The 15,141-nt window shown below is 37.0% G+C and carries 13 protein-coding genes; 5 read left to right on the plus strand and 8 right to left on the minus strand.

The window, feature by feature from the left end; translation table 11 throughout:
• Positions 1–137: 137 nt before the first annotated feature.
• Positions 138–980, minus strand: coding sequence for a S1-like domain-containing RNA-binding protein (locus B5F77_RS09515; RefSeq protein ID WP_087330173.1), 843 nt, complete (start codon positions 978–980; stop codon positions 138–140).
• A 173-nt stretch (positions 981–1,153) separates the two neighbouring features.
• Between B5F77_RS09515 and B5F77_RS09520 the strand changes: the two genes are divergently transcribed.
• Positions 1,154–1,960, plus strand: a complete 807-nt coding sequence (locus tag B5F77_RS09520) for a polysaccharide biosynthesis/export family protein (protein ID WP_087330295.1) — start codon at positions 1,154–1,156, stop codon at positions 1,958–1,960.
• Position 1,961: 1 nt separating this feature from the next.
• A complete protein-coding gene (locus B5F77_RS09525) occupies positions 1,962–3,602 on the plus strand; it encodes a GNVR domain-containing protein (protein WP_087330175.1) in 1,641 nt (546 codons plus the stop codon).
• A gap of 33 nt (positions 3,603–3,635) precedes the next feature.
• Here B5F77_RS09525 and B5F77_RS09530 read toward each other — a convergent pair whose 3' ends face one another.
• Both B5F77_RS09530 and B5F77_RS09535 read right to left on the minus strand, forming a co-directional pair.
• The gene (locus B5F77_RS09530) at positions 3,636–4,472 is read right to left on the minus strand and encodes a LicD family protein (protein WP_087330177.1); all 837 of its coding nucleotides are present in this window, start codon (positions 4,470–4,472) and stop codon (positions 3,636–3,638) included.
• A 9-nt stretch (positions 4,473–4,481) separates the two neighbouring features.
• Positions 4,482–5,498 (minus strand): glycosyltransferase family 2 protein, encoded by a 1,017-nt coding sequence (locus B5F77_RS09535; RefSeq protein WP_087330179.1) that lies wholly within the window; start codon positions 5,496–5,498, stop codon positions 4,482–4,484.
• 101 nt (positions 5,499–5,599) lie between these two features.
• Here B5F77_RS09535 and B5F77_RS09540 point away from each other — a divergent pair, with 101 nt between their 5' ends.
• Genes B5F77_RS09540 through B5F77_RS09550 form a run of 3 tightly spaced genes read left to right on the plus strand, consistent with a single transcriptional unit; the run spans position 5,600 to position 9,350 of the window.
• Positions 5,600–7,129: an oligosaccharide flippase family protein gene (locus tag B5F77_RS09540; protein WP_087330181.1), complete on the plus strand. Its 1,530-nt coding sequence runs from the start codon at positions 5,600–5,602 to the stop codon at positions 7,127–7,129.
• Complete coding sequence (locus B5F77_RS09545) at positions 7,126–8,283, plus strand: Coenzyme F420 hydrogenase/dehydrogenase, beta subunit C-terminal domain (RefSeq protein ID WP_087330183.1); 1,158 nt, start codon at positions 7,126–7,128, stop codon at positions 8,281–8,283. The genes B5F77_RS09540 and B5F77_RS09545 overlap by 4 nt, the downstream gene beginning before the upstream one ends.
• Positions 8,280–9,350: a polysaccharide pyruvyl transferase family protein gene (locus tag B5F77_RS09550; RefSeq protein ID WP_087330185.1), complete on the plus strand. Its 1,071-nt coding sequence runs from the start codon at positions 8,280–8,282 to the stop codon at positions 9,348–9,350. The genes B5F77_RS09545 and B5F77_RS09550 overlap by 4 nt, the downstream gene beginning before the upstream one ends.
• 227 nt (positions 9,351–9,577) lie before the next feature.
• Here the strand turns inward: B5F77_RS09550 and B5F77_RS09555 are convergent, their stop codons facing one another.
• Genes B5F77_RS09555 through B5F77_RS09575 form a run of 5 tightly spaced genes read right to left on the minus strand, consistent with a single transcriptional unit; the run spans position 9,578 to position 15,140 of the window.
• Positions 9,578–10,561, minus strand: a complete 984-nt coding sequence (locus B5F77_RS09555) for a glycosyltransferase family 2 protein (protein WP_087330187.1) — start codon at positions 10,559–10,561, stop codon at positions 9,578–9,580.
• A gap of 8 nt (positions 10,562–10,569) precedes the next feature.
• A complete protein-coding gene (locus tag B5F77_RS09560) occupies positions 10,570–11,664 on the minus strand; it encodes a glycosyltransferase family 4 protein (protein ID WP_087330189.1) in 1,095 nt (364 codons plus the stop codon).
• Complete coding sequence (locus tag B5F77_RS09565; RefSeq protein ID WP_204244963.1) at positions 11,661–12,725, minus strand: radical SAM protein; 1,065 nt, start codon at positions 12,723–12,725, stop codon at positions 11,661–11,663. The genes B5F77_RS09560 and B5F77_RS09565 overlap by 4 nt, the downstream gene beginning before the upstream one ends.
• 17 nt (positions 12,726–12,742) lie before the next feature.
• Positions 12,743–13,915 carry a glycosyltransferase gene (locus B5F77_RS09570; protein ID WP_087330193.1) on the minus strand — a complete coding sequence of 391 codons (1,173 nt, stop codon included), beginning with the start codon at positions 13,913–13,915 and terminating at the stop codon, positions 12,743–12,745.
• Positions 13,893–15,140 (minus strand): hypothetical protein, encoded by a 1,248-nt coding sequence (locus B5F77_RS09575; protein WP_087330196.1) that lies wholly within the window; start codon positions 15,138–15,140, stop codon positions 13,893–13,895. The genes B5F77_RS09570 and B5F77_RS09575 overlap by 23 nt, the downstream gene beginning before the upstream one ends.
• Position 15,141: the final 1 nt, after the last annotated feature.

A 15,141-nucleotide genomic window follows, 5' to 3' on the forward strand; every position in this document is an offset into this window, starting at 1 on the left:
CTAAAATCAAACTATTCAGAGCAAACCTCAGAGGGGTTGCAGACAAGAAGTTCTTCTTATTCCGTATTGCAAAACTATATGCATATCCCCACTAAATTTCTACTGAGCCTATATTCCCCGCACACCATAACTATATACTATAAAGAAATCGGGAGCAAACGGATGCCCTCCTTTTCGATAGTAATCAAACGCTGCTTATATAAGGAACCTATAGCCTGCTTAAAAGCCTTTTTACTACACCTAAAAAGTGAATAGATTTCCTCCGGATCACTTTTGTCATGCACTGGAAGAAAACCCTCTTTCATTTGCAAAGCATTAAGAATACGCTGAGATATACCATCTATCTTCTGATATCCCAAAGGCTGAAGACTGATATCTAGCTTGTCATCCTCACGGACTTCTTTTACATAACCCTTCAAATGTTCACCCCTTTCCAGACGCTGAAACACTTGGTTATGATAAATCATTCCCCAATGTAAATTATCCACAATGACCTTATAGCCAATTTCCGTATCATCAGCAACTAATAAATCCACTTCTTGATTCAATTGGTAGACAGGCGGTACATTACCCAAAAACTTTTCAATACGAGCTGATGCCACAATACGCCCTGTCAAATGATCTAAATGCACATATACCAAATACCATTTCCCCTCACGCATCGTCATTTTTTGTTCCTTAAAAGGCACCAGTAAATCTTTCATCAATCCCCAATCCAAAAAAGCTCCAGTATCATTAACAGATTTAACCCGCATAAAAGCGAATTCACCTACCACCGCCTTCGGGCGTAAAGTTGTGGCAATCAACCGCCCTTCATTATCATGATAAATAAACACTTGGATTTCATCATCAACCTTCACCCCCTTTGGCACATACCGTGTCGGAAGCAGAATCTCCTTCCCTTCTCCGCCATCTAAATAAACACCAAAGCTAACCAGCTTTACGACTCTCAACGTATTATAATTCCCTATCTGCAACATAACATCTTATTATTTGGGACAAACGTACAAATAAAAATTGAAACCTAAAAAAGAAAGACTATTAATTCAGACATGCAGCAATAAAAAGAAGAATGCATCGTTATAAATGCGTAGTTTTTATTCATAGAAAAAAATTAAGTATCTTTGCACTTCAAATGAAGAGTATGAACATTATGAACATTAAATTAGTTGCAATTTGCGCTTGTTTGATTCTACTATTAGGGACATCTTGTTCTGTTCCTAAGGATGTAGCCTATTTTCAAGGGATAGATTCCCTTTCCGTCGAACAAGTGGAGTTAATGAACCAGAATTATTCATCCCAGATTTGTCCAGATGACCGACTAAGTATAACTGTTACAGCATGGGATGCCACGGTCGTAACACCTTTCAATCCTCCGGTATATGCGTATGCAGCAGAAGGGGAAGAAAAAATACAACTATCACAACAACTACAGACTTATTTAGTAGATAAAGAAGGAAATATCAATTTTCCAGTTTTAGGTAAAATCCATGTGGCGGGACTTTCTAAGCAGGAATTAAACGAAAAGTTGCGAGTGGAGATTTCAAAATACGTAAAAGATGCAAATGTAAATGTGCAAATTGTAAACTATAAAATCACCATGATGGGGGAAGTAGCGCGTCCGGGAACAGTACAAGTTTACAACGATCGTATCACAATTTTGGATGCAATTGGCCGTGTAGGCGATTTAACCATCAATGCCAATCGCAAAAACATTTTGGTGATACGAGATAATGACGGACAAAAGGAATTCGGAAGATTGGATATTACTAATCCGTCTATATTTTCTTCTCCTTTCTTTTATTTACGTCAGAACGATGTAGTTTATGTAGAACCTAATGATGCTAAAAAGCGAAATGCCCGTTATAGTCAGGCACAACAGTATAGCATTACTGTGTTTTCTTCTATCTTAAGTGCCATATCAGTAGTAACAACCGTCATATTAGCAATTACAAAATAGTATGGAAAATATCAAAGATAATGAAACAGCTGATTTGCGCTCCTTATTTATAAGCTATTTATCGCATTGGAAATTAATAGGAGGAGCGGCATTAGTATCGCTCGTCGGGGCTATTTTGTATCTCGTCATTTATCCTACAACGTATGAGACGACGGCACAAATATTGTTGCAAGACGATAAGGATTCTTTTTCTTCCAATAGTTTCGGATTAGGAGAAGCAGCTGGTTTAATGAAGTCATTTGGCATCAGTAATACAGCTTCGTCTACCGTCAATTTGGACGACGAATTAGTGACATTGACCTCCAACCAAACCGTCCGGGAAATGGTCGTCGAGTTAGGACTTTATGTAGATTACATGGAACCTTTCACGTTTGGGTATCGTCTTTATGGCACCGAACCCTTAAAGATAATTTGCGATTCAGCTACGTTGGTAAATTTAGAACATACCATCGAATTGAACATGCGTCATGAGACCTCAGGTCAATTACATGTCGATGCAAAAATAAAGAAAGGCACCTTCAAAAGCGTAAAAGCGTCCTTCGATTTAGCTACCCTTCCCGCTACGATACAGATAGACAAATACCCGCTGACGATTGCGTATGCAGCTGATAGCTTGAAGAACCAGGCGTTCAAGTTAGAAGCAGAAGTGCGGTCACCTATTAGTGTAGCAGAAGGTTTGATAGAGGAGTTTGTCGTAGAAGATTATTCTAAATCTTCTAATGTATTACAAATGACATATCTGGATTATGAAAAACAACGAGCTAAAGATATATTGTCGACATTGATTGCTTGCTACAATGCCCAAGCAGAGAATTATAAAAAACAATTGGGAGACAAGTCCCTCTCATTCATCATGTCGCGCTTGAATTCCGTTTTGAACAACTTGGAAAAAATCGAAGTGCAAATCGAAGCATACAAAAGCAAGAACAAAATGACCATCGTTGAGTATGACGTACAAATGTATGCGGCTGCCATGCAGGAGCTTCAAGTTAAATTAATTGAATTAGAGGCGCAAATGCATTTGGTTGATTTGATGGATGAATTCGTGCACAATCCCGACAACAAGTACAAATTAGTCCCTTCGTTGTATTCCCCCTCTGAAGGAGAAACTACGGGCGATTTGTCGGCCTACAATCAAATATTGATAGAACGCGAAAGGGTGATTAAAAACTCAAGTGAAAACAATCCCTTGGTGGCCGCTCTCTCGGTACAAGCAGACGGTATGCGAGAAAGTGTATACAAAATGATTGATAACACGAAGAAGGGTTTGGATTTGACACGCAACGACTTAAAGAAAAAAGAGCAAATGCTCATAGACAAAATGGGTGCAATCCCGCAACAGGAACGGGTTTATGTGGATTTGAAACGCCAACAGGAAATCTACCAAGGTGTTTACTTGGTTCTTTTGCAAAAGAAAGAAGAAATAGAATTAGCTATAGGACAAGGAAAAGAAAGAGCTCGTATTATCGATGCGCCGTATGTAAAAACCGCTCCCGTAGCTCCTCGCAAATTGTTTGCAGCCATCGGTATTATACTGTTTACATTTGTCGTATCGGTGGGTTGGCTTTCTGCTAAATGGTTATTCTGCTCGATTTGGAATGATTTGAAAGCTGAATTGGTTAAGAAGAATAAGAGAAACTGAAGCGCATTATTCAAGAAGGCTGAATAAAATTATTCAGCCTTCTTGAATAGAAGGACTGGGCATATCGATGTAAAATTCATCCGCATGCGTGATTTGTTTTTCTTTCGGCGGCAATTTTCTATAATCATGATACAAAGCAGTTAAATAGGCATCATAATTTTCAACGCCCTTCAGATAAAGATGCGCGAAAGGATAGAGCGTAGGCGTATTGAATATCATCTTATCAATAATCTCCCTTTCTTTCCAATGTCCATAAAAATTAACGACTTGTGAAGCACTCTCATACGCCTCTTTTTGAATCAGCTTATCGATGTAAGCAGCTAAACGTTCGTCATTGATAGGTAGTTTTTTTATCCAATAAGCTATTGTTTTCTTTATCCCTTTCCGAATCGACAAAGAACAAAACCGCCCCTCTTGAATACGCAATAACAAAAATGCTAGTTTGACACGGGCTTTACTCTTCCAAGAAGCCATATTCACGCCATCCAATGGAAAAATATCAATTGCAATCCCATTATAAAAGCTTTCCGTCTGCTCGCCAAATACCTTTTCAATTAGTTTGCTTCCTTCCAATTGAATTTTAACGAAGCCTTTTTTTAATGCCAACGAGTTTTTGCTTGATATTAGCTTGTACCGGACAGGTAATTCCTGTTCAGCAAGTGCGACAAAGGAAGCAAAATAGGGCCGTGGTATTCCAAAATCCATATCATCGTCCCACGGTATGAAACCTTTATGCCGAATAGCTCCCAACATAGTTCCACCCAGCATGTAATAAGGAATATGATGCTTTTGGCAAAGCTGATCGAATATGGTGGCAATGCGCAATAATTCCTGATGGCACTCAGCCAACGTAATTCTTTTTAATGTCATATAAATATACTATTTTACAATCGAACGACCTTGTGCGATTAAGCAGTTAAAAACGTCACAAAGATAATAATAATGTTTCTGTAACAACCACACGGTCAGTTTATGAAACCAACTACATTCTTTATAGTAGGTATGCAGAAAATCCAATTGCGCAGGAGTCAAGCTTTTCAAAATAACTAACCTTTCCTGCTTGGGTTTGCGTGTTTGCTTCCGGTATAAAGCTCCAATAGAACGACGTATTAAATATTCAGAAATCACATTATAAACTTTCCATAAAGACGTTTCAGGAAGATTGAAACGTTGCTTCAACTCCTCTATACGTTCCAAGTAAAGTTGATAACAGGCATATTCCGATTCAAATACAAATATTCTTTTGGACAAAGACAGTATATTCTCCCGTACATAATAATTATAATTCATTCCCTCCACCGTTTGAATGGCAGAGCAATGGGTTAAATAAGTCAACATGAACATCACATCTTCCGCATAATGAATAGATTCAACAAAACGAAGGTGGTGTTGCCGAATAATTTCTGCATTATACAGTTTGCCAAAAGGGAAGCCACACCGATTGATATGCAAATCATGGAAGGTTTTATACACCTCAGACGCCTCGTACAAGTGGGTCACAAAATCTTTGGCTACACGCCGATTATCAGGCAAAATCGTATTAAATCCCTGTATGATAAGCAAGTCTTTTCGGGGAGTAACCCATCGATACAATGCAGAGAGATAGTTCGACTCCACCGTATCATCTGCATCTACAAAACAAATCCATTCTCCTGCAGCCTTATCCAATCCAATATTTCGCGCAGAACTGACGCCCCCATTCTGTTTATGTACTACATGGAAACGCTTATCTCGAGCTGCAAATTCATCGCATATTAAGGAGGAATTATCCGTACTGCCATCGTCGATAAGCCAAACCTCATAATCAGAAAAAGTTTGCACCTGTATACTACGCAAACATTCATTCAAAAATGGAACTACATTATAAACCGGGATGATTACAGATACTTTTGTCATACCTATTCCTTTTGAGCGCAAAGTTATAGGTTTATTTTTGAATATGAAAGAAGTATTTATTGTATCTTTGCACGATCTTACAACAAACTAACAGGTACTTTATGCAAGAAGACAATAATAAAAGGATTGCCAAAAACACATTGTTGTTGTATGTGCGAATGCTGTGTACCATGGTGGTATCTTTGTACACATCACGTATCATTCTACAAACGTTAGGCGTAGAAGATTTTGGCATCTACAATGTGGTAGGAGGTATCGTAGCCATGTTTTCATTATTTTCCGGTTCATTGTCTTCATCCATTAGTCGTTTCTTGACATTCGAATTAGGCAAAGGAAACATATCCCAACTGCAAAAGGTTTTCTCAACGGCTATTAATATCCAAGTAGCCATCTCTTTACTTATCCTGATTTTATCTGAAATTATCGGCGTTTGGTTCCTAAATCACAAAATGGTCATTCCCGCCGAACGATTAACTGCCGCCAATTGGGTACTGCAATGTTCCATCCTGACCTTTATCGTCAATCTGATTAGCATTCCCTATAATGCATTAATTATCGCTCATGAACGAATGCAATTCTTCGCCTATATCAGTATTTTGGAAGTTGTATTGAAGTTGAGCGTCGTATTTTTGCTCATGTATATCGATTCGTACGACAAGCTGGTCATATATGGCATTCTTTTACTGTTAGTCGCTCTCATCGTTCGTCTCACCTATACCGTGTATTCTAAACATCATTTTGAGGAAAGTACCTACCAACAGATTTTTGACAAAAGCTTGTGGAAAGAGATGATGAAATTCGCAGGATGGAATACAATTGGTGTCGCTTCCGCCGTTTTTAAGGACCAAGGAGTTAACATCGTCCTTAACCTATTTTGTGGTCCCGCAGTGAATGCGGCACGTGCTATTTCCGTACAAGTGAATACAGCTATTGGTGCTTTCATTGCGAATTTCATGACCGCCTTGAATCCCCAAATTACCAAATCATATGCTATTGGAGACTTTTCCTACATGAGGACCTTGGTACAACAAGGTGCGCGATTTTCTTTTTATCTTTTGTTATTCTTATCCATTCCAGTTTTAATTGAGACAGAAACAATATTATCATTGTGGCTACATACTGTACCTGACTATACCATTCATTTCGTGCGTTTAATTTTAATTTTGGCGCTCTGCGAATCGTTGTCTGGCACATTGATTACTGCTATGCTAGCCACAGGACGCATCCGAAATTATCAAATCATCGTCGGCGGATTACAAATGATGAATTTCCCTTTATCTTATATTGCATTGCGAATGGGAGGTAAGCCAGAAGTAACGATGATAATTGCGATTGTTATCTCCATTGTAAATCTATTTGTACGTATTTTCTTTCTAAAAAAAATGATTGGATTGTCTACTGAATATTACCTAACAAAAGTAGTAGGCAACATTTGCCTGGTGTCTGCGGGCTCATTGATATGCCCCATGCTTGCCTTCTACGGATTGGAATCCAGTATATGGCGCTTCTTGTTGGTCTGCATTATCAGTGTACCCAGCACATTACTTATTATCTATTTCATAGGATGTTCAACGGTCGAGCGGGCATGGATTCATGCTCAAATAAACTTGGTTAAACAACGATTCAAATGATACACATTTCCAATAAGCAAGATTGTTGCGGTTGCACAGCATGTGCCAGCATTTGTGCACAAAATGCCATTTCGATGGCAATAGACGAAATGGGGTTCAAATATCCCATAGTCAATACAAATCGTTGCACAGATTGTGGATTATGCGAAAAAGTATGTGCGTTTCACAATAATTACGACAAATCAAATAATTTCGTAGTACCTTTTGCTTATGCCGTACGACATCGAAACATGGAAGAAATAAAAAGTAGTCGAAGCGGAGCTATGTTCATCGCTTTATCGGACTACATCTTCCGGAATAATGGAGTGGTATATGGCGTAGGGTATGCGACACATTTTCGAGCTGTTCATAAACGCATTACCAATCGGGATGATTGCAAAGAACTGAAAGGCTCTAAATATGTGCAAAGCGACTTAGACGGCATTTTTCATCAGATTAAGGGGGATTTACAGCAAGGTTTGTATGTCCTGTTTGTAGGCACACCTTGTCAAACTGCAGGATTGAGGTCTTTTATTAACAAGAAAAATAGCGAGAAACTATTGATCTGTGATATCGTATGCCATGGCGTACCCAGTCCTTTGTTATGGGATGAATATTTGAATTATATGGAACAAAAAATGGATTACACTATTGAACAAGTGAATTTCCGAGACAAAGTCAAAGGATGGGCTGCCCATTATGAGTCTTTTATATTTCAAAATGGGAAGAAAATCATTACTCACACGTTTACGGATTTATTTTATAAGCATTTGATGTTTCGTCCATCGTGCGCTGTATGTAAATATACTAATACCCAACGTCCCTCCGATATTACTTTAGCTGATTTTTGGGGATGGGAAAAAGTAAACAGCGATTTTAATAAAGATAATATGGGCTGTTCTTTGGTCTTGGTAAATTCTGAAAAGGGACAAAGGGTATTTGAAGCGGTCCTTCCAGAAATCCATGTCATTTCCACGACCATAGACCAATGCCTGCAACCCAATTTACAACATCCCTCTTTTTTTTCACCCCTCTATGCGGCATTTTGGAAAGATTACCAACAAAAAGGATTTGCTTTTGTATTGCGCAGATATGGAGACCAAGGCATCCGTTATAAATTATCGCGGTTGAAGGGAAAAATCAAACAAATTATCAAAAGAATCATTCGGAAATGAAAGTAGGAATATTTACATTTCATTGTGCTCACAATTACGGCGCTGTGTTGCAAGCCTATGCTTTACAAACCTATTTAAAATCGAAGGGACTGGAAGTGCATATAATTGATTATTGTCCCGAAACAATAAAGTCTTTTTATAAACCGTTCGACATTGGCGATTTTCATTCGTTTAAAACCCTGTTGTCTCGCTTGTTGTTATTTCCAGCCTCTTGGAAACGTTATCGAAATTTTAATCGTTTCATTCATGAAAAGTTATCGCTGGACAAACTCGATTTGAACAGCGCGTCATGCGCTTATGACGCATTTATCTATGGAAGCGACCAAATTTGGAGTCCTAAAATATTAAGAGGTTTTGATATAGTTTATTTTGCAGGGTTTGAAGTGGCCAAAGGAAAACGAAATATCTCATATGCTGCTAGCATGGGAAAAACCACCTTGAATGACATGGAAAAAAACTATTGCAAAGAGGCTTTGAGAAGTTTTAATGCAATCAGCGTACGGGAAGACTCTTTGAAACGCACTTTATCTCCTCTAACGGGGAAAAACATTGAGGTTGTGGTCGATCCAACCTTCTTGCTAACCCAATCCCAATGGGACCAAATAGCCGTCAATCCCCCAATAAAGAGTCCGTACGTGCTAGTTTATCAAGTAGAAAAGAACGAACAGGTCTACAAAATCGCCCTTTCAATTGCCAAGCAAATCCAAGGGAAAGTAATCGAATTAAAATCAAAATTAAGTTTGCTACATCAATCCAAGTACCAATGCGCTTCGCCGGAAGAGTTCGTCGGTCTTTTCCAGCATGCCTCTTTCGTCGTAACAACCTCTTTTCATGGAACTGCTTTCTCCATCCTTTTCAATCGTCCTTTCTATACGGTAAAAGTGAATGAAAATATAGACACGCGCGCATCCGCCCTATTAAACAGACTTTCCTTATCCGGACGGCTCATCCAAAAGGAATCTGAGGCTATATTATCGGAAATAGATTATACAACGCCTAATCAATTGTTGGCATCTCTGCAAGAATGCTCAAAAAGTTTCTTAGAAAAAGCCTTAAAACCCACCTAATGTCCATCTTCCGTTGCTGGTTTTAAGCTTTTCGTAAAATGGTAAATCTCCCCTCCCAATTGTGCGATGTTTACAATTACGATTGCAAACTTCCTGCAAACTGCACGAAACTTACATTTGCGATTGCAAACCTCCTGCAAACTGCGAGAAGCTTACATTTGCAATTACAAGCCTTCCACCTCTTTCCAAAGAAAGACTTATAAAAACAAAAACTAAAATTGCTCCTGTTATAATCGCAATAGATTACGGCGGACCAAGAAAGCATATCCGCCGAATGCCGCTTTCCAGATAGATAAATTGGATGTAACAAAAAGAAACTTAAGCGGGAAGAACGTACGCCGTAGCACATGGATAATGTCTTTCCGGATAGCGGAAATAATTGACCGAAGAAGACTATCGTCTATGCGTCCTTGGTAGGTTTTAGCTTGTATGGTCTTAACCAACAACCGATTGAGAAACTTATATATCAAAACGCGATAGTCTTCCTTCGTGGACGACAAGATACCTTTAGCTAATTGGTATAATCGTAGCTGGGTATATATATCATTTATGTCATGCCGATATTTATGACTATAATTTGGCCATTCATAGTTATATTCGGCCTCGTTTATCGTTATAAAAACACCTTTCATCCACGATAAATACTGAAGGACAAATACCTCATCTTCAAACAAATGAATATGCCCATCAAAACGAATCTGATGTTGTTCAAGTATTTCTTTTTTAAATATCTTATTCCATACAAAGCCAAAATGACCTAATAGAAACTCGCTCGTAGGGATAAGTCCTTGCTCGTTTTCATAATAAACCGACTCAAAAACACCTTGCTTGTATACCCTTATTTTTTGAACAAACAGTAATTCCGAAGCATCTTTTCGCTTAATTACTTCAACGAAATTTTGTAACCAATGCTCCTCGACATAATCATCGCTATCGCAAAATGCAATCCATTCGCCAGTAGCTTTTTCTAATCCAGCATTCCGGGCAGAACTTACCCCTCCATTCTCTTTATAAATCGTCTTAATACGCATATCCTTCCGGCAAGCTTCTTCACATATTGCGCGAGAATGATCTATGCTTCCATCATCTATCAATATCAGCTCCCAATTCAGATAACTTTGCTCTACAATTCGCTGAATACATCTTCCCAATGTAGCTTCTGAATTATAAACGGGAACAATAATGGATATCTTAAGCTTTGGTATATTCATTATAATATTTAGGATACTGCTTCTCTATATACTTTTTCTACTTGTTGCGCTATCAAATCCCAATTATATTGGGATAAATCATATTCTTGTTTTTCTTGTCCGTTGTCCAACAAAGTTTGAATATGCGAAATCATATCTTGCAAATTATTGGTTTGAAAATAATTTTCTTCAGGTAGCCCTATTGCCTTATTAGCTAGTATATCGCTTGCCAATACTTTTCGTTGGCAACTCATGGCTTCTAATAGCGTAATTGGTAATCCTTCATGCGAGGAAGGCAACACGAATAAGGCCGTATTCGAATAAAGTTGCTTCAATTTTTCGCCTTTTACAATTCCGGGCAATATGACTTGATTTTCTAACGCGAAATCTTTCAAATAACAACCATAAGCTGAATGATAATCAGTATCACCTGCAATAACCAGCTTATATTCCGGTCGATTCAATTTGATATAAGCCTCTATCAGTTTGTCAAATCTTTTTTCTTCCACAAAACGCCCTACCCCCAAAATATATTTCCCGGGTTGAATCTCTAATTCGTCCAGATAAGAGATTGAATTTGTTTCAGGAAAAGAGGTAATGCCATTATAGATTAAATGGACATTCTTTTTACGGTTGTATTTCTTAGCCAAGGTAGTAGTAATGATGGTGGAAATAGCAATGATTTGATTTGCCCATAACGCAGCAAAAAATTCGCCCAGCTTTAATACAGACTTAGCCAAAAAGCCCCATTTTTCTCGATCGTAATCAAGTCCATGATGAGTCATGACAATTCTCAGATTCAATAACTTGGCCAGAGGGATGGCAATAGACGGCCCTATGGCATGGATATGCACAATATCCGCACGCACTTTTTTTGCATAAAGAATACCCTTTAAAGTATGAATGGCCGCTTCCAGGCCAGAGATCATAGGAGAAGGAATATCTTTGAACTGAACCCCCCTATAAGATGACAATGGAGGATTTTCTTTCACAAATCCGCTTCTTCTTATCACAACGACTTCATGGCCTAATTTTGCAATACGAGGATATAATTCTTCGCAATGCGTTTCAATTCCACCTTGTATATGGGGAAAGCCTCTTAAACCGACAACTACAATTTTCATTTTTCCGATAACTTTTGTAAGTTTCCTTGCTCCGGATCCTGTCCTACGTCATACCATTTTCTTTCTAAACAAAGCGGTTGATGAAGCAAACTATGCAATTTATTTTTCATCACCCATTGCAAAGGATGGCGAATATATTTTTTCATGACAGGGGCAGCAGTTCCTACCATCCAACAATTCTTAGGACATTTTCGGACCAGATTCCGGACTTTTTCGGCCTGCTTACTTTCCCATATTTCTTTAAAAGATTGTACTTGGCGAATATTTCCCATGCTTTCTTTCCAATATGCTTCTTCCAATCCATTGCAAGGATACACATCGCCATAAGGATCCACAAAAAAGTTTACTAATCCAGCCTCGCAAGGCAACATGCGTCTATTCCCTTCAATATAATTAATTAGCCCATTATTAAAGAAAGCCCTAAACCAAGCCTTGGGAGAATGTTCTTTCAATTGCAAAGTAATTAATTTCTCAAAATTAGATATAACCTCCTCTTTATTGGTTATCTGATTATCATATTTATGGAAATAATATGAATTATGAAAAGCAGCTGTAGCAAATTCCATTTTTAGTTGTTTGGCCAAATGATAAAGAGATAACATATCGGCCGAATTATTATTTGATACAGTAATACCAAATCCGATATCCTTTATTCCCATTTCCCGCAAAATAAGAAGAGTCCGAAGCCCCTTATCAAATCCCCCTTGTCTTCCTCTTAGTTCGTCATTTTTTTGAGATAAACCTTCAATGCTGACACGAATACCTATATGAGGAAATTTTTCTGCCAATTTGATAATACGATCTTCAAACCATCCAGAAGTAGAAATAACCACACGCGGAGACTTTGTAAATAAAACTTCCACTATTTCATCCAAATCTTCTCGAATAAAGGGTTCGCCTCCCGTTATATTTACAAACTTGACATGTGGTAATATTTCCAACTCCTTCGGTTGAATTTCTTTACTCTTTTCGGTAGGATTTTGCCAAATATCACACATTTTACAACGCATCGGACAACGATACGTTGTAATAATACACATATCTGTAGGTGAAGGTATCATATCTCGTATTGCTTAATTTATTGTTCGTATAATTTAATAATCTCTTCATAATACTTATCAGCAGAGAAACGTTCTTGCGCATCTCTACTAATTTGTTGATAATCGAAAGAAGTCTGATACATTTGTACAATTTTTTCTTTCAAATCATCCTCATTTCTGGATTCAAAAAGTAAACCACTTTTTGGAACATTGATTGTTTCTGGTATACCTCCTATATTAGCTCCCAAAACTGGAGTACCTAAACATTGGGCTTCAATGCTTACCAAACCAAACACTTCATACCACTCAGATGGAACTACTATAAATTTCGCTTTTTGAAGAATTGGAACCATTTCATTCCATTCTTTAAATCCAACAAATTCTATATTTTCAGTATTTGAAAACTCATCTTTCATAGGTCCAGAACCTATGACAACTAATTTATAAGGCAATTTCTTTGCAACTTTAATAAGGGTTCGCAACCCCTTTTCTTCAGATAATCTACCCACATAACAATAATATGAATCTTTTATTGTCACTTGTGGATAATTTCTATTTGTAAAATTTGGAATTACTTTTATATTAGTATCAGAGAATCCACCCTTACACATTAAATCTGCAAAAAAATGGCTGGGTGCAATAAAACAATCCGTATTCCTAATAATTCTTTTTTTATTCCATACTAAAGATTCCCCATAAGCCAACAAGCTGGCCAAATAACTATTCTTCATGCACTTATTCCGTAACACATTATAGGTATGTCTCGTAAAAACACAAGATTCACAAGTCTGATCTTTCCGCAAACAAGTATAATTGGGGCAAATCAATTTATAATCGTGCAAAGTCCAAACAACTTTTATTCCATTATTGTGTGCAATTTCACCAATTAAAGGAGACAACTGGGAATGTATATTATTAAGATGCACTACATCTGGCTTAAAATCTTTAAGCAAAGCTATAAATTTCTTCTTTACTTCTACAGAATAGAACATACGAATTGCAGCCACAATTTTCCCACTCAGTTTTTTTGTCTGAAAATCTATTGATGAAGGAAAATATTTTTCCCACTCTGAAGAATAATTTAAAGGATGTTGCATACTAAAAAAAGCTACATTATGCCCCTTTTCCTTTAATAACTTTTCCAATGCCAAAGATGCTACACAATCTCCTCCACGGTTATAATAAAACTTATTTGCTATAAGAATTCTCATTTCTTACAATTTTAAAATTCAATTGTTTATTACTAGTTGAATCTACAAACGACAAAGCTAATAACATCATCATAAATAATCCTCTATTATGTGTAATTGTGGCATCTGTTGTACATTCTATCAGAAAAAAAAGAATAATAAGAATGCTAAGAGCAAAATTTTTTATACATCCTTCATGGAGTCGCTTTATTGCTTTTTTAGCTATAGCGAGCCAAAACAAAAAGAATAAAAAGAAACCTATTACTCCAAATTGGGCAAGTGCTGGATAATAAGTATCAGCAATAAAACGTGGGTCATTTTTCGTCAATCCATGCAATATATCCATACCCAAATCATTATAAATATGGGAATAATATTCTCCGGAAGTATATGTCGCATATGTAGCAAAACCTGAACCCAAAGGGAAATAATCACGAAATACATCTATAGAAAAATAGTACAAAGCTGCACGAGCATAATAATCTTGCATATTGCGTGCATCTCCCAATCCTCCTTGTACAAAATAAAAATATAGTTTATCCCATACCACAAAAATAATTGCAGCAACTACAAAAGCAAATATCACAATATTCTTCATATTGATTTTTAACCTAAACTCATTATTAATATAAAAGACCAAAAATGCAGCCAATACAAAAAAACCGTACATTTTCGACCTTCCGGATAATAATCCTACTGCTAACAATAACAGAAATATCAACTTATCTTTTAATGTATAATTACTACAATACAAATACAACAAAGCCATAATAGTTGCAGCTGTAGCTAATCGAGACTGATGTGTAAGCAATACATGTAATACGCTTAAATCAAAGAGAGAGATTATCCCGACAATCAATAAATAAAACGAAAACACAATCGCCAACAATTGTATATTTTTCTTCATTTGCTGATTCAATACTGGTTTGAAAGCATACACTGTAAAGAAAGCCAAATATGGTTTTAATTGAATAATAAAATCAGACAATATAGCAGCCTTCGTATTACACTTAATAGCAAAAGAATAAACCAAATAAAAAAGGAAAACGCCCAATGTAATCATAAATAATTTATTAACAGACCAATTTGGCGTATGAAACACATAATAAGCATATAACCCACATAAGGCGATAGCACATAATTCATCTACAAAATTCAAGCCAAGCGCATCATAGAATACGACTCCAAAGATTAGCGTGAATACAAAAAGATAGTAAAATGTATTATCGATAAATTTCTGAAGCATA

Source organism: Parabacteroides sp. An277 (assembly GCF_002159645.1).
GTDB lineage: Bacteria > Bacteroidota > Bacteroidia > Bacteroidales > Tannerellaceae > Parabacteroides.